Origin of the sequence: Mycobacterium sp. Aquia_216, assembly GCF_026723865.1 — a bacterium.
Lineage (GTDB): Bacteria > Actinomycetota > Actinomycetes > Mycobacteriales > Mycobacteriaceae > Mycobacterium.
Window position 1 is genome coordinate 581,014 of record NZ_CP113529.1, and the last position, 19,037, is coordinate 600,050.

Genomic DNA, 19,037 nt, shown 5'->3' on the forward strand with positions numbered 1-19,037 from the left:
CCGGGCGGCGACGCGGCGCCGACGCTCACCCAGGGTGGCGATCATCGGCGCTGGATTCGGCGGACTGGGCGCGGCGGTGGCCCTGCGCCGGGCCGGCATCGACGACCTGGTGATCCTCGAGGCCGACGACGGCGTCGGAGGCACCTGGCGGCGCAACACCTATCCCGGGGCCGCCTGCGATATCCAAAGTCACCTGTACTCGTTTTCGTTCGCGCCCAACAAATCCTGGAGCCGGACCTACGCTCGGCAGCCCGAGATTCTTGCCTACCTGGAGTCCGTGGCCGACGACTTCGACCTGCGCCGGCATCTGCAGCTGCGGACCAGGGTGCGCTCCGTTACGTGGAACGCCGATACCTGGAGCTGGGACTGTGCGACAGAACGCCCCGGGGGTACCAGCACGCTGAGCGTCGACGTGGTGGTCTGCGCGGTCGGCCTGTTCGGATCGCTGAAACTACCCGATATTGCGGGCTTGAGCGATTTCGGCGGCTCCGTCATGCACACCGCACAGTGGAATCACGACATCGGACTGGCGGGCAAGAAGGTCGCGGTGATCGGCACGGGCGCCAGTGGGATTCAGCTTGTTCCCGAATTGGCGAAAGCCGGCGCGCAGGTGACGGTTTTTCAGCGCACCCCCCCGTGGATGGTTCCCAAAGAGGACCGCCCTTACAGCGCAACCGAATTGGCTCGATTCCGACGCAACCCTCTGGCTGTGCCCCGGACCCGCTGGCAGATCTGGAAGTTCCAGCACGACAACACCGCGACCTTCGCCGACGACCCGGTGGTCACCGCGCGCACTCAGGTCGCGATGTCGTTTTTGGAGCGCACCGTGGCCGACGCGGGACTTCGCCGCGCCCTGACGCCGGACTATCCGTTTCGCTGTAAGCGGGTGCTGCTCGGCGACGACTACTACCGGGCGTTGCAGCAAGACAACGTCTCACTCGTCACCGACCCGATCAACCGGATCACCGAGACGTCGGTCGTGACCGCCACGGGCGAGGCCGTCACCGTCGACGCGATCGTGCTGGCCACCGGATTCGAGACGTCGCGCTACCTGTCGGGTATCGACGTCATCGGGTGTGGCGGGCAGCACCTGCACGAGCGCTGGGGCGACGATCCCAGCGCGTATCTGGGTGTGGCCGTCGGCGGATTCCCGAACTTTTTCATGCTGTACGGCCCCAACACCAACCAGGGCGGCAACTCGATCGTCTACATCCTGGAAGCCGGCGCGCGGCTGGTGACCAGCGCGGTCACCAGGCTGGCGCGTCGAGGCGGCTATCTCGATGTGCGACCCGAGGCGGAAAAACGGTACAACGAAGGGCTTTCCGCCGACTTGGAGCGCACCATCTGGACCCAGTGCGACAGCTACTTCCGGTCACCCACGGGCCGGATCGTCACCCAGTGGCCCTACACCGAACTGGAATACGCGCGCCGGACCTGGCGGCTGCGGCCCCGAGACTGGCTGCACCACACCGGAGTGGCGCCCGCCGCGGGGCGCAGGCTGGCCGACGCCGAGATCGATTACCCCGCGGACCAATTCACCGGCGGGTCAGCCCCGTAGGGATCGCCACGCGGCTTCGCCGTGACATGCGTCTTTCGAGAACTCGCGGCTTGTGGTGGGGTTGGCAGTCGTGACGACTGCTTTGTTTGCCAGGACAATGGACAGCGGCCGGGCCGCTGTGCAACGTCTGCGTGATGTGTTGTGGGCGATCGCCGAGGCGTCGGTGGCCGCAGGCGTGGCGTGGTACATCGCCCATGACGTGCTGGGCCACCCGGATCCGTTCTTCGCACCGATCGCCGCGGCGGTGTGCGTGTCGGCGAGCAACGTGTTTCAAGCGCAGCGGGCGGTCCAGAACATTGCCGGTGTGGCACTGGGGATCTGCCTGGGTTCCACCGTGCAGCAACTGTTCGGCACCGAGTGGATTGCCATGGCCGCCGCGGTGTTTGCCGCGTTGTGCGTCGCGGTGCTGTTCGGGCAGGGGATCGTCGCACGGGACTTGACCTTCGCCAATCAGACCGCCGGTTCGGCAATCCTGGTCATGGCGCTCTCGGTCGGGGCCGACAGCGTTTTTCAACGCCTCCAGGAAGCTCTGATTGGTGGCGGCGTGGCGCTGGTGTTGAGCATCCTGTTGTTGCCGCCCAACCCGCACACGGCGCTGCACAGCGCCCGGGTCGGCGTCGTCGGCGCCCTGCACGACCTGCTCGCCGAGACCGCAGGCCGGGTCGGCGGTGATGTGATGATCCCGTCGCGCTGGCAGTACGTCGCCGTCGATCGGCTGCATGAGCGGCTGGAGGTACTCGACAAGGCCCGCATCCACGCTCGTCATCTCGCGTCGATCGCGCCGCGCCGGTGGGCCGCACGCGGCACCGTCCACGGCGCGGATCAGCAGGCCGCGCAGCTGGCCCTGCTCGCCGGCTCGCTGCTGTACCTGGCCCGTGCCGTGACGACGGCCTACGGCGTCAGCGGCTCGCTTCCCCAACCGGTGCGCGACGCGATCGGCGAACTCGCGGCCGCAGTTGCCCTCAGCGAGAGGGATCCCGCCGCAGCGGACGCCCGCCTCGCCGCGGCCCGCGATTGCGTTGCCGCGCTGGATTCCGGCGGCGCCGCCCGAACGGACTTGGCGCTTACCGCTGTCGTCGAAACCTGCGTCGACGACCTACAACTCGTGGTCGACTTTCGGCAATAAGTGAGACGCTATCGCGCGGGGTCCTGGGCGATTTCGATCTCGCCGGCCGCGGCCGCCGCGCGGAGCTGATGAAAGTCGTCGAGGGACTTGTCGGCGTACGCGTACGACCACTCGGCGACCGCGTCGTGCACCGCGTTGCTGGTACCGACGTACCCGCGCAGTATCGAGGCATTGGCACTCTGGGCGTGCGCCCGTGCCAACAGCACCGCGCAGGCACTGACGTAGTCGGAGAAGGTGGAAGGCTTCATGCCTTCGGTTTCGATGGTGCCCTTCATGTCGTGGAACTGACGGACGTAGTAGTCGCGGCCGTCCTTGCGCGTCGATCCGAGGAACACATCCGACATGGCCTGCAGGATCTGCTGGCCGTCGGTGACGCGTACTCCGTGGCCGTTGGCCTCGATTGCCGCGGTCAGGCTGTCGGGCTGGCGCCACCCGCCAAATTCGTCGAGCACCGACCGGGTGGCCTCTTTGATCTGCAGGATCAACGGTGTGTCGTTGGGTCCCACCAGGATGACCAGGTAACAACGGGTACCGACGCTGCCGACGCCGACCACCCGCAGCGCGACATCGGTGACCCGGAAGTGGGACAGCAGCAGCGCGATGTCGGCCGGGACCGCGGTCAGATACTCCTGGATCGACTCCACCAAGAGGGCTTCGACGTCCTTGTCGACGTGCTGCAGAACCGGGGGTGCTTCCCGCAGGCGCGGTGTGCCGTCGGGCCCAGTCTCGGTGATCTGCTTGAAGACTCGCGCCGAGGTTCGGCTACGCGCCCGGGATATCGTCTTCTGGATCACCGCTTGCAGGCCCTTGGAGACCGTCCCGGTGTAGTGCTCGGGTTCCACCCGCAGGTAGTAACGCTCCAGCACGTCCATTTCCTCGAGCATCGCCGTCAGACTGGTTTCATATCCCACGACCGCCTGCTCGACACAGCGGGCGATCGCCTTGGCCGGGTATCCGGCATGGCGGCCCCCGATGATCGCGCTGGTGATCAGGCGCTTGACGTCCCACTCGGCCGGCGCCACCGCGGCCTCGTCGAAATCGTTCAGGTCGAACACGATCGAGCGGTGCGGGGCGGCGTACAGGCCGAAATTCGAGATGTGTGCGTCGCCGCAGCACATGATTTCGATTCCGCTCGTCGGGCTCGCGGCAAGGTCGGCGGCCATCACCGCGGCGGAACCGCGGTAGAAGGCGAACGGGTCGACGAGCATTCGGGCGAACCGCAACGGAACGAGTTCGGTTAGCCGCCCGGCATTTTGGGCGACGAGAATCTCCGTCGCGGATCGCGATGAGGGAGTCAGCTGCGCGAGCGAGCGACGCGGGACGGTCTTGCGCAGTGCCTGGCCGCGCGCCACATCCTCGCCCGGCACTTCGAGGTCGATCAGGCGGTCACGCAACGCCCGCTGCGGCATCTGCTCAGCATACGAGCGAGGCGTTCATTTAGCGTCAGACTGATTCTCAACGCTGTCATGACGTGGCCTTTTGGTTAACATCGCTGAAAATGCCGGGTGCCAGGCGCATCGTCTGGAGATTGTTTTTTGAGAGGACGTCTGCCGATGGTGGAAACGCCTCCGCCCGAGCACGCCCGTACTCGCTGGCGTATTCCCTGGCTCAACGTCCTCGGCGTGGTAGCGATCGTGTTCGCGGCGACCGCCCTGGTGGTCAAGAACGTCCCGCATGCCGGGTCCAATCAGATCCTGAACGTCTCCTACGACCCCACCCGCGAGCTGTATGCGGCAGTCGACAAGGCGTTCATCGCGAAATACCGGGCGCAGACCGGCGTCACCCTGGATATCAAAGAGTCGCACGGCGGTTCGGGTCGCCAGCTCAGGAGCGTGCTCGACGGCAGTCAGAAGGCCAATGTGGTGTCGTTGGCGTTGATCAGCGACGTCCAGACGCTCAGCAAGCGGGGGCTGATCGCGCCGGAATGGCGCCAGCGGCTGCCGAACAATTCGGTGCCCTACACGTCGACCATCGTCTTCGTCGTCCGGAAGGGCAATCCCAAAGGCATCCACGACTGGCCCGATTTGGTCAATCCAGGAGTGTCGGTGGTAACCCCGAACCCGCGCAGCTCCGGCAACGGCCAACTGAGCGTTTTGGCGGCCTGGGGTTCGGTCACCACTCGCGGCGGCAGCCCGGCTCAGGCGAGCGCCTACGTGAAGTCGCTGTTGCAACACGTGGCGGTGTCCGACGCCGGCGCCCGCAGTGCGGGCGACAGCTTCACCCTGGCCAAGGTCGGCGACGTGCAGCTGAGCTGGGAGAACGAGGCGCTGCGCGAGGTCGCCGCCAACAAGGACGAACTCCAGCTCGTCTACCCGGCGGTCAGCATCCTGGCCGAGCCGGCGGTGGCCTGGGTCGACGCCAACGTCACCGAGCCCAAGACCGCGACCTACGCCAAGGCGTATCTCGAGTACTTGTTCACCGACGCGGGACAAGAGCAAGCCGCACAATTCGGTTACCGGCCGTTCAAGTCGGACATTCTCGCCAAACACGCCGACCGGCTGCCGCCGCTCGCGCTCTTCCCGATCGGCGAGATCGCCAAGGACTGGAGCGACGCGCGCGAGCAGTTCTTCGGCACCAACGGAATCCTCGACACGATCTCCGCGCCGCCCGGTGCGGCGTCGGGGACCTAGCGGAAAGACGTGAACAAGGTGGCCTTCGCGCTGAACTACGACTCGGTGAAAGGTCGGCATGATGTCATTGCCGGCCTGACCGTCGCCGCCATCTCGTTTCCTCAGGCGATGGCGTACGCGCTGATCGCCGGGGTCGACCCCCGGTTCGGCGTGTACTCGGCGATCGTCGTCACGATCGTCGCCTCAATTTTCGGGTCGTCCTCGCATTTGATCAACGGACCGACCAGCGCCATATCGCTGCTGGTTTTCACGGCCCTGGCCTTCATCGATGCGGAAAACAGCACCCAACTGTTCGAAGGCCTGTTCCTGCTGGCCGTCCTGGTGGGCGTGTTTCAGATCATCATCAGCCTGTTCAAGCTCGGCAATCTGACCCGCTACATTTCCGAGTCGGTCATCATCGGTTTCATGGCGGCCGCCGCATTTCTGCTGGCCGTCGGACAGCTGGGCAACGCCCTGGGCGTGCGCGACAAGGGCAATGGGCACATGCAGGTCCTGCACCGGGTATGGCTCACCCTGTCGCACGGCGATCACGTCAATTACCGTGCGGTGATATTGAGCACGGCGGCAGTGGTTCTCGCGGTCGTCTTGCGCAGGCTGGTGCAGCGGTACGGTTGGCCGCAGATCGACATGCTTGCGGTGCTGATCATCACCTCCGTGATCGCTTACGTCGCGGGGTGGTCGATCCCGGGGGCCGGCGGCCATACCGCGGTCTCCGTGGCCGCCAAGATCCCGCGCAGCCTGCCCAGCGCGCATGTCCCCGAAGTCCACACCGAATTCCTGCCGCACCTGTCCACCGGCGCGCTGGCGATTGCCTTCGTGGGCATCATCGAGGCGTTGTCGATCGCCAAAGCCATTGCCTACCAGACGCAGCAGAAGATCGACTACAACCGGCAGATCATGGCCGAAGGACTGGCCAACCTCGCCGGCGGCTTCTTTCAAAGCCTGCCGGGCTCTGGCTCGCTGTCGCGGTCAGCGATCAACTTCCAGGCCGGGGCCAAAACCCGATTTTCCGGGATCGTTTCGGCCGCAACGGTTGCCGCGGCGTTGCTCTTGTTCGCACCGCTGCTGCGGTACGTTCCGCAACCGGCATTGGCGGGTCTGCTGCTGGTCACCGCCGTGCGGCTGGTCGACTTCAAGCGAATGATCTACACCGTCAAAGCATCCCGCTACGACGCGGGATTGGTGATCGTTACCGCATTCACCGGCGTGGCGATCGATCTCGACAAATCGGTGCTGCTGGGCGTGATCCTGTCGATCCTGCTATTCGTGCCCCGTGCCGCGAAGCTGAAGGCCCGAGAGCTCGTTGTCACGCCTGAACGCGTTGTGCGCGAACGTATTCTGGGAGATGCCGCTGATCCGTTGGTGGTCATCTACGACTTGGAAGGCGAGCTGTTCTTCGGCGCCGCGCCAGAATTGGATCGCTACCTGGCCGAGATCGGCAAGCGGATCGCCGATGACGACATCAAGTTCGTGGTGTTGCGGCTCAAACGGGTGCGGCACCCGGACGTCGTGTGCATCGAGCGCATCGAGCACTTCCTGCGCGAAGAGACCGCGCGCGGCGTGACCATCCTGCTCGCCGGAGTGCGTTCCGACACGCTCACGGTACTCAACAACGTCGGATTCCAAAGTTGGTTCACCGCAGAGCATGTCTTCCCCGAAGAGGACGAGGATTTCTCGGCGACCCTCAAGGCGGTGCGCTATGCCCACAACAAGCTAGCCGACTTGAACCTCAAGGAACCGTTCACCTCGGCACCCGAAATTGCGCCGCACACAGACCTGTACTACCTGGTTTAGTGGGCTGCGGCCACCCTTGCTCGCTCCCTCATCGAGGCGACTACTCCGCCGTCGTTGAGGATGTCAGTGCCGGTGAGGTAGCCGGCTTTGGCGCTGGCGCAGAAGGCGAGTAGCTCGGCCATCTCCTCCGCCTTGCCCCAGCGTGGGACGGCGAAGTCGGCAACCATCGCCCCGGCGCCGGCCTGCTCCTCGAGCCGGCCCATCTCCGTGTCGACGGACCCAGGAGACAGCGAGACGATCCGCAACCCGCGCGCGTTGAATCGCTCGGCTTGCGACTCGCTGTACCACTTCACGAAGCTCTTACTCACGGCGTAGGCGAAACCGGATCGCGCATCCTCGGGAATGGGGTTGCACGCCGCCATCATCGCGTCCCAGAAGGCGTCGCCGTCGCTGAGCGCGAGTGGAAATTGCGCTGTCGGAACAAATTCCGCGGGCACCAGGTGGGCCGCCATCGACGCCACGTTGACGATCACGGAGCCCTCGCCGGCTGTCGCGTAGAACACCTCGTTGACGTTGACCGTGCCGACGGCATTGGTCCGCATGACGTAGTCGGCGCCGCCCATGCTCGGACTCACCCCCGCGGTGTGGATGACCGAGGCGAGGGTCCCGAGGTTGGTTGCGGTGGCGAACAGGTCGGCCACCGCACCCCGGTCGGTGACGTCGCAATTGACGACCGTCGCCAAAATCCCGAGGTCTTTCAGCGTTGCGGCTGCGTTGTCCAGCCGGTCCTGTCTGACATCGCAGAGCACCACGGCATGGTCGCGCCCGACGATCCTCGCCGTGGCCAGACCCATGCCACCGGCGCCGCCGGTGATCACCGAGACTCGATTCATACCTGGACCGTATACGCAGACTCTTGAGCAGTTGCCGCGCACTACGCCGTGAGCGTGTGCTCCCCAGACTGGTGCGGATGACCGGTGTGCCGGACGGCTGTCCCGACGAACGGCGCCCGGAGCGTGCTAACCAGGTGACGGCGGTTCACGATCAGCCCACCGACGGCGATCACGGCGTAGATACCGCACAGGACGAGCCGTCCCTGGGTCGAGGTGAGCGGGAACTGAACGACGAACAATCCCAGCAGCGTCCAGGCGGCAGCACGGTTGAAGCGCAGCGCCAGGATCACCGCGACACCCATCAATGTTTGGGTGGCCGTGAGCAAGACCTCCTCGATCTGGCGGGCGTCGAGTTCCAGGGAAAAGCCGCCCCCACCCAGCAGATGGGCCACCGGCAGCGATCCGATCAGCAGCGTCCACTGGTTGACCTTGGACGAGATCAGCGTGGCGATGGCCGCGGTGCCCTTGCCGCGAGTGGCGAAGATGGTCGCGATGATGAACTCGGGTGCCTCGGAGGCCAACGGCGCGAGCCACTGCACCAGCAGGAACCGGTCGATGCCGAGCTCGGTGCCGGCCGAAACCAGGTTGTCGGCAAAGGGCTTGGCGCACAGCAGGATCACTGCCCCGGACACCAGAAACAGGCTGACGACGACGACCCGGCGGCTCCGGTCGGGCAGCTCGCCGAGGGCCGCGGCGGTACCGACCAGGTCGGGCTCTTCGACGTCGCCGTGGCTGACTTTGTACAGGTAGAAACCGAACCAGGCCAGCAACGCCAACCCAAGCGCGAAGTGGATTTGGCCGCTGGCCGGTATCGCGAACGCGACCACTCCGGCGATCAGCAGGAAGCCGAGTTCGACGCGATTGGCGGGCTCCAGCGTCAAACCGGTGGTTTTCCTGGCGCCGACCTTGCGTGCCGCCATGATGCTGACCAGCACCACGACCGGCCAGCCCAGGCCCATCAACAGCCGGTTGGATCCGGTCATGTTGGCCGCCGCGTATTGCGTGTAGTCGAGGTTATGGCCCGAGACGTATGCGTAGTAGAGGTCAACGGCGTATTCGGGCAGCACCGCAACCAGGGCGAGCACCGCGATCGCCAGTCCGCCGGAGACGTCGATCTGCGCGGCTTCGGCGGCCCACGCCAGCAGGAAGCTGGCCGACACGACCGCGGCACCGAAGATCAGCAGGGCGGCAACGGGGTCGGGATGCAGGCCCATGACCCGGATCACGACGGCGGGAGCAATGAATGTTGCGGTGATCAACGCCGAACGGCTGAGCGTTCGCCGCGGCGACCGTGACACCGTCGGAACCGCCGCGATGGCCCTGTCAGTGGCGAGCATCGTCATCCTTCACTCTGTCGATCATGAATGGCTAAATGGCTCGCGGCCGTGGTTTGACCTGCCCGCCAAACATACCCGCTGGGCCCTTGGTCAGCAACGTTGCGAGCACCCCAAGCGGCGCCGGCTGCAGGCCCATATTTGCTGGCTATAGCACCCAATATCGAAAGTTAGGTTCAGCTAACTTCAGATTATGGCAAACCGATCTAGCGCTCTTGCTGTGACGCGGTCGGGTTGGGGATAGCGTCTGGAGGAGTCGGTGGCACGTGGGTGACGCAGCCCTGGAACGTCGACGTCCACTACGGCGCATTGCTGGAGTCCGCGGCGGGCACCCGACGCCCGGCGAGTCGTCGACGTCGCCGTGCCGATCAACCGCCGAGCCGCTAGCGGTCCGGGCCCATTGCCGCGACCGCGGCTTGGGTGAACAGTTCGACTGCCTGCTTGCGCGTGAGCGACGCGATCATTTGCGCGCCGGCACGCATCATGTCGCCCGCCATCCAGGTCGGCCCATTGGTCAGGTTCTCGAACGCCTCGGCGATGACCTCGTCCACCGAGCTTGCGCCCGCGGGAACTTCGTCGGGCGAACTTATCTGGCCACGGCTGTATTCGAGTTTCCGCAATGCGGGCGTGTTGGTCTTGCCGAGCATGAGACCGAGCACATCGACGCCCTTGCCGTGCAGTTCGGCCCAGAGTGCTTCGGCGAAGACCATGTCGAATGCCTTGGATGCGCTGTAGGCGACCATGTTGGGACTGCCGGCCAATGCGGCGCCTGAGGAGAAGATGACGATCCCGCCGCTGCCTCGCTCGACCATCCCAGGGGCGAAGTGGTGGCATAGCTGCATCGGCACCATGCAGTTGCGTTGCACCATCGCCTCGGCGGCTTCAATCGAATTATCAAGGAAATGACGGTAATTCGGGTCAGCGCCGGCGCAGTACACGAGGAACCCGATCTCTAAGTCGCTGGTGGCATCGGCGATTGCGCTTGCCGCATCTGGTTGGGCGAGATCAATAGCGATAGTTCGTGTTTGAGCAGAAGTTCGCGATTCGATATCAGCGGCAACCTGATCGAGGACGGCCTGCCGGCGGGACAGCAGCACAACGTTGACGCCGCGTTCGGCGAGGCCCGCGGCGAACGCGGCACCCACGCCGTCGGAGGCGCCGGCGACTAGAGCCCACGGTCCGTACTTGGTTGCGAAAGTCATTGACTACCCCTGCTGTAGTTACGGGCCGAACGCCGTGATGCGCACCTGGGTGAAGCGGCGTCGCGCAATGCGCCAGCCATCGGCGGTCCGCACCACGTCGTCGTCGTAGAAGCCCCACGCGTTGACGCCGGATTGATTGTCGCCGAACATGATTACCGCATCGATGTAGGTACGGGCCGATGCCTTGTCGCCGTCGACGGTGATGGCCTGGTTGGTCAAGCGGTGCAGGGTGTGTCCCGCCATGGCGTGCGTCTTGTCCATAAAGTCGGTGACCTCGTCCACGCCATGCCAAGTCCCGATCTCGCCGTAGTCGAGTTCGCAGTCGTCGGTGAACACGGTGCGAAACAACGGCCAGTCGCGGCGGTCGATTCCGGTGGCGTAGCGCACCAGCACGTCCGCGATGTCCTGGCGGTCTTCTCGCTCACTCATCCGATATCTCCGTTGGGGTGCACAATGATTCGGGGCGGTCCAGCTGATTTGCGCGCGAGTTCAAGCGCTGCGGGGACGTCGTCGAGGCCGATGACACTGCCGACGCTGGGTAGTGGGTCCAGCCGTCCTGCCGCGATGGCGTCCAGCGTTCCGTACCAGTCCTGGGGGTGTGGGCCACCGCCGAATTGGATTGTGACGCCTTGCCGAGTCGCGGTGGTGATGTCCAGCGTATCGCCGGTGTACCAGCCGCCCGCGCAGTAGATCCGGGTGGCCATTTCGGCGGACTCGACGATGTTCTGGATCAGCCCGGCGGCGCCCACACATTCGAAGACGACGGCGGGCCCAGGCAGTCCACGTTCGGCGCGCACCTGTCGGAACGTGTCGAACGGTGACTTCTCGGCGGGATCGACCAGGACGTGCGCGCCGAAGCGGTCGCGGGCCAGCTCACGTCGTTCGATCTTGTAGTCCGCCACAACTATTGGCTCGATGCCCCGACCGGCCAGGGCGGCGACCGCAGACAGGCCAACCGCCCCCGCGCCGATGACGATGGCGACCTCACCCGGTTGGACGCGCGCCGAACGAACGTAGAATTCGCCAACCGCGAACGCGTCGGTGAGCGCCGCGGCGTCGCACGAGACGCCGGCGGCGACCGGCTTGGCCGCGAGTTCCGAAACCACGAGCAGTTCACCGAAACTCCCCGGCGCGTCGGGGTGCTGGCCGATGATCCGCGTGCCGCCGGCGCCGCCGGCTAAAAGGCGTATCGGCATCGCCGTGACACGGGTTCCGATCGTGAACCGATCGGTGCAGCCGGGTCCGTGGTCGATCACCTCGCCGACGAATTCGTGACCGAGCACGATGTCGCGGTCGGTGTCGTACAGCGAGCGTCCGGTCGGATCGTCGATCGCGAGTTCCGGGTGATCCATGAAATGCACGTCCGAGGCGCAGATCGCGGTGCTCAGCGTGCGCAGCAACAGCTCACCCGGTCCGGGCGCGGGGTCTGCTGTCTCGCGGACCGTTAGCTGACCGTCTCTCAATACCACCGCGCGCAAAGCATCTGCCTCATTTTCTCGAATAATCGAGTTAAAATGTCGAATGTTCGGTACAACTGTAGGAATCTCGTCGTAAAGGAGTCAAGCCATTCGCGGGTCTGTGTCGGCGCCGACGGCCCGGGTGCTCGATGTCATCGAGCTGTTGGCCCGGTCCGGGAAGACGCGACTGCGGTTCTCCGACATCGTGCGTGAGCTCGGACTCACCCAAGCGACAGTGCACGCCATCCTGAAGACGCTGTGTGATCGGGGCTGGGCGACCCGGGACCCCATCGCCAAGACGTTCTCCCTGGGGCCCGCGCTGGCGGTGGTGGCGGCGCGGATGGACAACGCCCGGCCGCTGACACACGCCGCTCGCTCCGCGGCCCTGCGACTTTCCCGTGAGGTCGGCTACGCCGGCTCGGTGGTCGAGCGGTTCGGTGATTCGTTGGTAGTCACGGCCTTTGAGGGCGATCCCGCCACCCAGCCCGCGGGAATACCGGGCGATCGCATCCCCTACGCGCCGCCCTTCGGCGTCGCGCTGGCCGCCTGGGATACCGAGGTGGAGCAACGCGCGTGGATCCGTCGCGGCGCGCGCGACAACCCCGATCGCATGCAGCGCCTGGAACACGTCTTGGCGCACACCCGCGAGCGTGGTTTCGACGTCGACTGGACCACGCCCGCACTGGCCCAGGCCGTCCAGGCGGTAGGCACGTTGGACAGCAGCGAGATGCCGACTCCGGTACGCCACATTCTGGACCAGCTACTCGTCGAGTTCACCACGATCGGCTTTCTGTCCGACGACAACCCCGGTCGCCGCAAACAGCCCGTCGTGACCATCGCCGCACCGGTTTTCGACCATCGCGGCCAAGTTGCCCTGATGCTCGCAGTGCATCCGCTGTCTCCGCTCAGCGCGCGCCAGATCCAGGTCATCGGGACCAAGCTCACCGCGGAAACCACGGCAATCAGCGCAGCCCAGCAGCATCCACCGGTGGTGGACCTCGAGGAGCACAGCGGCCCGCGTCGCCGTCGGGCCTAGGCTGGCTGCGTAGGCGACGGAAGGGCGAAAAGCGGTGGCACATCACTATGTTGTGGACGATATAGCCGGATTCGTGGTCGATGCCACGCCGTCAGATCTGAGCGCGCACCCCCGGGCATTGCTCAAACGCAACGTGCTCGACAGCATCGCCTGCGCGGTCGGTTCACTCGACGGCGAACTCATTGCGACGATCCGGGAGCACACCGGCCAGTTCAGCGGCGTCGCCTCGGCGACCCTCGTCGGCGGGGGCCGGGCCTCGGTGGATCAGGCCGCCTTCTTCAATGCGGTGCTGGTGCGTTATCCCGATCTGCTCGACACCTATCTGACCGTGGGCGGCCTCTGTCACCCGGCCGACAACTTCGGCGCGATCCTGGCCGTCGCCGAGCACGTCCACGCCAGTGGCGCCGATTTCCTGCTCGCTCTCGCGGTAGCCTACGAGGTCCAATGTCGTTTCAGCGCACAAGTTCCCGTCATGGCACGTGGCCTCAACCATGCACTGCAGTTGGCGATGTCGGTCGCGGCCGGATCGGCGAAGTTGCTCGGGCTGGACGCGGAACGCACCGCGCACGCCATTGCCGCGGCCGCGGCCGACAACGTGTCGCTTGCCGCGGTGCACGCCGAACCGGTGTCGAACTGGAAAGGCATCTCACCGGCCATTACCGGCATGCGCGCGGTGTACACCACGATATTGGCCGGCCGCGGGATCACCGGGCCCAAGTCGTTGTTCGAGGGCCCGAACGGGCTGGTGCAACTCTTCGATCAGCCAATCGATTTCAACACCGCTGAGCGCAGACTCACGTCGGTCGAGCAGACCTACCTCAAGCAGTACTGCGCGCTGATCCACGGGCAAGCCATCATCGACGCGCTCCTGGCGATTCGGGCCGAGTGCAATCTGCGCGGCGACGACATCGCGCGGGTGACCATCGAGGTCTTTCAGACCGCGTACGACATCGCAGGCGGGGGAGCGTATGGCAGCAAAGATCATCCGCAGACCAAGGAGCAGGCCGACTACAACCTCAAATACCTCAGCGCAGTCGCACTGCTCGACGGCGGAGTGGGTCCCGAACAGCTGGAGACCGAACGTGTGCTGCGCAGCGATGTCCAGGAGCTGCTGGCGCGGGTCGATGTCGTCGTCGCGGCCGACCTGACGGCCGACTATCCGCAGCGCACCGCGACGCGGGTGCATGTCGTTACCCGCGACGGGAGCGAATTCGACCGTGAGGAAAGCGATTACGAGGGGTCACCGACCCGTCCGATGCCGTGGGACCGGGTGGTGGACAAATTTCACTGGCTCGCCGAACCCTTCTGCGACGAGGCCCTGCGTGCCGACCTGATCGCTGCCGTCGAACACATCGACGAGATCCCTGTCGGCGAGTTCGCCGCCCTGCTGGGGACGGCCAGTCCGGTACCGCGGCGGCCGCGCAGCGGGCCGAGGTTCTGAGTTGGGTGCGCGCGCCCTCTTGCGTCGTTTGCTGCCCGCGTTGAATGATCGGCCATGCGCAAAGATCGCGGCGTCAATCGGTGGGAGTTGGTCACCTGCGCGCTGACAGGCCATGTCACCTACGCGCCCGATGAACAGGTCCTTGCTGACCGGCTCAGCGGCACAACCGGACTGGGCGAAGTGTGGCGGTGTCTGCGCTGCGGGGAATACATCGTCGGTGAACCGCATGGTCGAGGCCACGCCGACGAAGCTCCGATGATTATGCGCGGCAAGGCTTTACGGCAAGCCATCATCATTCGTGCGCTCGCGGTCGAACGCCTGTTCCGGGCGGTGGTGATCGTACTCGCGGCGTACGCGGTATGGGAGTTCCGCGGCGCGCGGGGAGCCATCCAGGCCACCCTCGATCGTGACCTGCCGATCTTCCGGGCGGCCGGGTTCAAGGTCGACCAGATGACCGTCGTGCACGAGCTGGAAAAGGCGCTTGCCGCCCGACCTTCCACGTTGGCGCTGCTGACCCTGATGCTGACCGGTTACGCGCTGGTCGAGACGCTCGAGGCGGTCGGACTGTGGTTGCTGAAACGATGGGGCGAATACTTCGCGGTGATAGCCACCTCGGTCTTCTTGCCATTGGAGATCCACGACCTGACCAAAGGCATCACGATGACACGCGTGGTCACGTTCAGCATCAACATCCTCGCGGTGATCTACCTGCTGCTCTCCAAACGCCTGTTCGGTCTGCGGGGCGGCCGCAAGGCCTACGACGAGGAACGGCGCGGTGAGCAGCTACTCGATGTCGAGCGGGCCGCGATGACGACATGACGGTCACGGCTTTGGGCTGATAAAAATCCCTCGGCTTCCACGGTGACGCCGTCCCCGTCGGCGATATGGCCGCCGGAGGAGGTCTTGACGCCTTCGGTGCGCTCCACGCGCGCTCCACGTGCAAGGGCGGTTGAGCCCGGTGCGACGCCGGTAACGCAAGGGTGCCGCCGTAGGTGGACCGATCCACTTTGCGGGCCGTTGCACCCAGCACGTGGTCCAGGATCAGGGCAGATACCCCGCCGTGAACGTGCTCCGGCGGGCCTTCGTATGCCCCGCCGAGCGTGAACTCTGACCACACCAGTCCGTCCGATTCGTGATGCAGCACCAGCGGTAGGGCGAGGTTCCCGGCCGCGCAGCGTTGTTGAATTCGTTTGCGGCACTGTTGATTTGTCCTTTGCCGCTGCAGATGTCGCGGCGTCGGCTTCGGTCCTCATGCTGAGATCGACGAGTCGGCGGATTGATTCGTCCAGCGGCCCGTAGACCGATTCGAGCCGTGGGTAGTCAACGCGGAGCAGCCCGTCAGACATATAGGCAACCTAACGGTCCGGGGCAACGCGCCCGCCCCGCATGTGGCACACTGGACTTGCCCAACGTCGGGCCTGGCGGATTTCCCTTGTGGCAGCAGCATTTTCGTCAGCATGAAGCTAACCTTGTGTCCCCGGGCCACCGCGGCTTCCGGATTGCGACATCTCGGTAGTTTGACCGGATCAGTGCTGGTCCGGGCGGTACACGCGGCTCACAGATGCGTCGCGAACAGGTCACGACAGGCCGCAAGTGTGCGCTAAGCCACAAACCGCATTATCGCGGCGTTTACCCAGTTGCTCCACACTTGTAAAACAGCTGGGGTGAAATTTGACATGTCGGCTGACTAGGCCGGCGGAGGAGGGGTCGAGACTGTGCATACACTGCAGACCTTGATCAACCAGAGTTCTACCAACCTCGACGTAGTGGCCCCGATCAAAGCGCGCGCTTGTGATGCGCTGAATCTCGTGCGTAGGAGCAGGTCACGCGAGCAGGGAGTTGACTCGCGCGTCATGCCCAGGGGTGCGGAGCGCTGCTGATCTCCTGACCGGGTCGATACAATCGCCGGCGGTGCCGGAGCCGGTCGCCGGCGATTGGAGTTCGAGTTGCGCGTAAGCGGATTGCGGTGACTATCGGCGTCATCTGTGCGATCCCGCCAGAGTGGGCCTACCTGCGCAGCGCTCTATCGGGAGCTCAGCGCGAACAGATCGCGCAGATCACCTTCGATACCGGTGAACTCGACGCGCACCGGGTGGTGCTGGCGGCGGCCGGCATGGGCAAGGTCAACACCGGACTGGTAGCAACCCTGCTGGCAGAGCGATTCCATTGCCACACAATTGTTTTCACCGGGGTGGCGGGCGGGCTGGATCCGCGGCTGCACATCGGTGACATCGTCATCGCCGAGCGGGTGGTGCAGCACGATTTCGGGGTCATCGAAGACGAGCGGCTGGCGCCCTACCAGCCGGGGCACGTCCCGTTCATCAACCCGACCGAACGTTTCGGTTACCCGGCGGAACCCGAACTCATCATTCGCGTCAAGCGTCGTCTCGAGGGATTCGCCGTTGCGCCGCTGCCGCCGGCGGCCGGTGGTACCGGCCCGGCGCCGCGGATCGCCTACGGCACCGTCTTGACCGGCGATCAGTACCTGCACTGCGAGTCCACCCGCAACCGGTTGCACGACGATTTCGCTGCCCTGGCGATCGAAATGGAGGGCGGCGCGCTGGCGCAGGTGTGCGAAGCCTTCGCCATCCCCTGGTTGGTGATCCGCGCGCTGTCCGATCTGGCCGGCGTCGATTCCGGTGTCGACTTCAACCTCTTCGCCGAAGAGGTTGCGGTCAGCTCGGCGCGCGTCCTGCTGCACCTGCTCCCGGCGCTGGGCTGAGTCGGGCGTCGCCCGCGGCGCGCTCACGTTCGCGCCGCCGCGCCCGCGAGGCCCGCAGGTTGGCGACGTTGCCGCACGTCTTCACGTTGCACCACACGCCGCTGTTGTTCTTCGAACGGTCGTAAAAGGTCGATTCGCACGGGTGGTTGTGGCATTGCTTCAGTCGTCGCCAGGTGCCGGCCTGCTGGCTCAGCATGATCTCGCCCCAGAGCGCCGCGGCCAGCCAGCGCCAGCCGCTGCCGGCCGGTTCCAGCCGGACCTCGCCGGACGCGGACAACGCGAACGACGCGGAGACCATGGACGCGCCTGGACCAGTCGCCGCCTCGCCGCGCACCAGCTGCGAGATCGTGTCGCGCAGGGCGCGAAGCTTCGGCAGGTCCGCCTCGGTCATGGTCGGCGGATCGGTGGGCGCGCCGCGCAGCTCCGACCAGGCTCGCACGGCGGCCGCCAACCAGTGCCGCGCGAGCGTGGCGTCGGACAGCAGATCGGGCCGGTCGTCGTGGACGGCGACCGTGTTGAGGAAATCATGGACCAGTCCCAGACCACCGGGTGCCGGGGCGAGTTCGTGCCGCTGTGACGCAGACCATTCAGACATATCCAAATTATACTTGACTATGTCAATGGGTGCATCTAACTTGACAGAGACAAAGACAGTTAACCTCAGTCAAGGAGTACGGATCAATGGTCAATATCAAGGGATCGACGGTCGTAGTCACCGGCGGGCAGCGCGGACTGGGCAAGGCCACCGTGGACGAGTTTCTGAGCAGGGGCGCGGCCAAGGTTTACGCCACGGCGCGGACGCCCAAGCCCAGCGACGACCCACGCGTCGTGAGTGTCGCGCTCGACGTTACGAACGCAGATTCACTTGCGGCACTGGCTATTACGGCTGCGGATGCCGACATCGTGGTCAATAACGCCGGTGTCATCGGCGCGACACAGCTGCTCACCAGTGACATCGATGAGGTTCGAGAGGTGTTCGAGACCAACTACTTCGGTGCGCTTCGGGTGGCTCAGGCGTTCGCGCCGGTGCTGGCCGAAAATGGGGGCGGGGCGCTGGTCGACATCAGCTCGGCAGTGGCGTGGGTGAGTGGCTTCGGAGGCTACGGAGACTCCAAGGCCGCCATCTGGTCGCTGACCAACTCGCTGCGAGCCGAGCTGGAGAAGCAGGGCACCCTGGTCACGTCGGTGCACCTGGGCTACACCGACACCGACATGATTTCGGAACTCGAGGTACCGAAGAACGACCCGCGCGACGTCGCGCGCCAAATCGTCGACGGCATCCGGGACGGAGAGACCGAGGTCCTCGCGGACGACTACACCCGTCAGGCCAAGGCTGCGCTGTCGGGCCCGGCCCAGTTGGTCGGCGCGCACTGAGGTACCGCTTTGGGGGCCGGTGCGATGCCGGCCCCCATCGGCGTGCGCGACGTGTTTGGATTGGCATATGTCCGACACGGATCCCGAAGGCATTGTCAGCGCCACGCGCGTCATCTCGGCCAGCGCCGAGCGCATCTTCGAACTGATCGCCGAGCCGTCCAGCCAGCCCAGCTGGGACGGCAACAACAACCTCGCCTCGTCGGCTCCCGGGCAGCGCATCCACGGGGTCGGCGATGTGTTCAAGATGACGCTGACCAACGGTGCCGTGCGGGAGAACCACGTCGTGGAATTCATCGAAGGCACCAAGATCGCCTGGCAGCCAGCGGAGCCCGGAAAGCGGCCGCCCGGCCACCTGTGGCGCTGGGAGCTCAACGAGATCAACTCGACGCTGACGACGGTTACCCACACCTACGACTTCACGATGCTGACCGACGCGACCCGGCTGGTCAAGGCGCGTTCGACGACGGCCGAGATGCTGCGCGAGTCGATGGACAAGCTCGCGACGCTCGCCCAGCGCTACGAGTAATAGC

17 protein-coding genes are annotated in these 19,037 nt (G+C 65.4%); 10 read left to right on the plus strand and 7 right to left on the minus strand.

What is annotated here, in order from left to right; all coding sequences use genetic code 11:
* Nucleotides 1-34 precede the first annotated feature (34 nt).
* Together OK015_RS02765 and OK015_RS02770 are read left to right on the plus strand one after the other, a co-directional pair.
* The gene (locus OK015_RS02765; RefSeq protein WP_268129079.1) at nucleotides 35-1,558 is read left to right on the plus strand and encodes a flavin-containing monooxygenase; all 1,524 of its coding nucleotides are present in this window, start codon (nucleotides 35-37) and stop codon (nucleotides 1,556-1,558) included.
* Between the two features lie 70 nt (nucleotides 1,559-1,628).
* A complete protein-coding gene (locus tag OK015_RS02770; protein ID WP_268129080.1) occupies nucleotides 1,629-2,684 on the plus strand; it encodes an FUSC family protein in 1,056 nt (351 codons plus the stop codon).
* Between the two features lie 8 nt (nucleotides 2,685-2,692).
* On the opposite strand, the gene OK015_RS02775 is transcribed toward OK015_RS02770, so the two are convergent.
* Entirely contained in the window at nucleotides 2,693-4,093 is a 1,401-nt protein-coding gene (locus OK015_RS02775) for a DUF2252 domain-containing protein (RefSeq protein WP_268129082.1), read from the minus strand.
* Nucleotides 4,094-4,237: 144 nt separating this feature from the next.
* Between OK015_RS02775 and OK015_RS02780 the strand changes: the two genes are divergently transcribed.
* A complete protein-coding gene (locus tag OK015_RS02780; protein WP_268129083.1) occupies nucleotides 4,238-5,314 on the plus strand; it encodes a sulfate ABC transporter substrate-binding protein in 1,077 nt (358 codons plus the stop codon).
* 9 nt (nucleotides 5,315-5,323) lie between these two features.
* Nucleotides 5,324-7,108, plus strand: a complete 1,785-nt coding sequence (locus OK015_RS02785; RefSeq protein WP_268129085.1) for a SulP family inorganic anion transporter — start codon at nucleotides 5,324-5,326, stop codon at nucleotides 7,106-7,108.
* Here OK015_RS02785 and OK015_RS02790 read toward each other — a convergent pair.
* From OK015_RS02790 to OK015_RS02810, 5 genes are all read right to left on the minus strand, one after another.
* Nucleotides 7,105-7,941 carry an SDR family oxidoreductase gene (locus OK015_RS02790; RefSeq protein ID WP_268129086.1) on the minus strand — a complete coding sequence of 279 codons (837 nt, stop codon included), beginning with the start codon at nucleotides 7,939-7,941 and terminating at the stop codon, nucleotides 7,105-7,107. The two genes, OK015_RS02785 and OK015_RS02790, sit on opposite strands and share 4 nt — an antisense overlap.
* A 41-nt stretch (nucleotides 7,942-7,982) precedes the next feature.
* Nucleotides 7,983-9,284 carry a sodium:proton exchanger gene (locus OK015_RS02795; RefSeq protein WP_268129087.1) on the minus strand — a complete coding sequence of 434 codons (1,302 nt, stop codon included), beginning with the start codon at nucleotides 9,282-9,284 and terminating at the stop codon, nucleotides 7,983-7,985.
* Between the two features lie 374 nt (nucleotides 9,285-9,658).
* Nucleotides 9,659-10,477: an SDR family NAD(P)-dependent oxidoreductase gene (locus tag OK015_RS02800; protein ID WP_268129088.1), complete on the minus strand. Its 819-nt coding sequence runs from the start codon at nucleotides 10,475-10,477 to the stop codon at nucleotides 9,659-9,661.
* An 18-nt stretch (nucleotides 10,478-10,495) separates the two neighbouring features.
* Complete coding sequence (locus tag OK015_RS02805) at nucleotides 10,496-10,906, minus strand: nuclear transport factor 2 family protein (RefSeq protein WP_268129089.1); 411 nt, start codon at nucleotides 10,904-10,906, stop codon at nucleotides 10,496-10,498.
* On the minus strand, nucleotides 10,903-11,946 hold the full coding sequence (locus tag OK015_RS02810; protein ID WP_268129091.1) for a zinc-binding dehydrogenase: 1,044 nt from the start codon (nucleotides 11,944-11,946) through the stop codon (nucleotides 10,903-10,905). Before OK015_RS02810 ends, OK015_RS02805 begins: the two co-directional genes overlap by 4 nt.
* A gap of 130 nt (nucleotides 11,947-12,076) precedes the next feature.
* Here OK015_RS02810 and OK015_RS02815 point away from each other — a divergent pair, with 130 nt between their 5' ends.
* The 4 genes from OK015_RS02815 to OK015_RS02830 all read left to right on the plus strand — a co-directional run bounded on the left by OK015_RS02815 (nucleotide 12,077) and on the right by OK015_RS02830 (nucleotide 17,133).
* A complete protein-coding gene (locus OK015_RS02815) occupies nucleotides 12,077-12,970 on the plus strand; it encodes an IclR family transcriptional regulator (RefSeq protein WP_268132390.1) in 894 nt (297 codons plus the stop codon).
* A gap of 52 nt (nucleotides 12,971-13,022) precedes the next feature.
* Nucleotides 13,023-14,411, plus strand: coding sequence for an MmgE/PrpD family protein (locus OK015_RS02820; RefSeq protein WP_268129093.1), 1,389 nt, complete (start codon nucleotides 13,023-13,025; stop codon nucleotides 14,409-14,411).
* Between the two features lie 54 nt (nucleotides 14,412-14,465).
* Nucleotides 14,466-15,230 (plus strand): DUF2127 domain-containing protein, encoded by a 765-nt coding sequence (locus OK015_RS02825; protein ID WP_268129095.1) that lies wholly within the window; start codon nucleotides 14,466-14,468, stop codon nucleotides 15,228-15,230.
* A 1,141-nt stretch (nucleotides 15,231-16,371) separates the two neighbouring features.
* The gene (locus tag OK015_RS02830; protein ID WP_268132392.1) at nucleotides 16,372-17,133 is read left to right on the plus strand and encodes a 5'-methylthioadenosine/adenosylhomocysteine nucleosidase; all 762 of its coding nucleotides are present in this window, start codon (nucleotides 16,372-16,374) and stop codon (nucleotides 17,131-17,133) included.
* On the opposite strand, the gene OK015_RS02835 is transcribed toward OK015_RS02830, so the two are convergent.
* A complete protein-coding gene (locus tag OK015_RS02835; RefSeq protein WP_268129097.1) occupies nucleotides 17,087-17,728 on the minus strand; it encodes a CGNR zinc finger domain-containing protein in 642 nt (213 codons plus the stop codon). The two genes, OK015_RS02830 and OK015_RS02835, sit on opposite strands and share 47 nt — an antisense overlap.
* 86 nt (nucleotides 17,729-17,814) lie before the next feature.
* On the opposite strand from OK015_RS02835, the gene OK015_RS02840 reads away from it, so the two are divergent.
* Together OK015_RS02840 and OK015_RS02845 are read left to right on the plus strand one after the other, a co-directional pair.
* Nucleotides 17,815-18,507, plus strand: a complete 693-nt coding sequence (locus OK015_RS02840) for an SDR family oxidoreductase (protein WP_268129098.1) — start codon at nucleotides 17,815-17,817, stop codon at nucleotides 18,505-18,507.
* 67 nt (nucleotides 18,508-18,574) lie between these two features.
* Nucleotides 18,575-19,033 (plus strand): SRPBCC family protein, encoded by a 459-nt coding sequence (locus OK015_RS02845; protein WP_268129100.1) that lies wholly within the window; start codon nucleotides 18,575-18,577, stop codon nucleotides 19,031-19,033.
* Nucleotides 19,034-19,037 lie beyond the last annotated feature (4 nt).

What these genes read in the sequence shown, in the direction of transcription:
- OK015_RS02775 (WP_268129082.1), bottom strand. Translation starts at nt 4,093, where the DNA reads ATGCCGCAGCGGGCGTTGCGTGACCGCCTGATCGACCTCGAAGTGCCG.
- OK015_RS02780 (WP_268129083.1), top strand. Translation starts at nt 4,238, where the DNA reads ATGGTGGAAACGCCTCCGCCCGAGCACGCCCGTACTCGCTGGCGTATT.
- OK015_RS02790 (WP_268129086.1), bottom strand. Translation starts at nt 7,941, where the DNA reads ATGAATCGAGTCTCGGTGATCACCGGCGGCGCCGGTGGCATGGGTCTG.
- OK015_RS02795 (WP_268129087.1), bottom strand. Translation starts at nt 9,284, where the DNA reads ATGACGATGCTCGCCACTGACAGGGCCATCGCGGCGGTTCCGACGGTG.
- OK015_RS02800 (WP_268129088.1), bottom strand. Translation starts at nt 10,477, where the DNA reads ATGACTTTCGCAACCAAGTACGGACCGTGGGCTCTAGTCGCCGGCGCC.
- OK015_RS02805 (WP_268129089.1), bottom strand. Translation starts at nt 10,906, where the DNA reads ATGAGTGAGCGAGAAGACCGCCAGGACATCGCGGACGTGCTGGTGCGC.
- OK015_RS02825 (WP_268129095.1), top strand. Translation starts at nt 14,466, where the DNA reads ATGCGCAAAGATCGCGGCGTCAATCGGTGGGAGTTGGTCACCTGCGCG.
- OK015_RS02835 (WP_268129097.1), bottom strand. Translation starts at nt 17,728, where the DNA reads ATGTCTGAATGGTCTGCGTCACAGCGGCACGAACTCGCCCCGGCACCC.
- OK015_RS02840 (WP_268129098.1), top strand. Translation starts at nt 17,815, where the DNA reads ATGGTCAATATCAAGGGATCGACGGTCGTAGTCACCGGCGGGCAGCGC.
- OK015_RS02845 (WP_268129100.1), top strand. Translation starts at nt 18,575, where the DNA reads ATGTCCGACACGGATCCCGAAGGCATTGTCAGCGCCACGCGCGTCATC.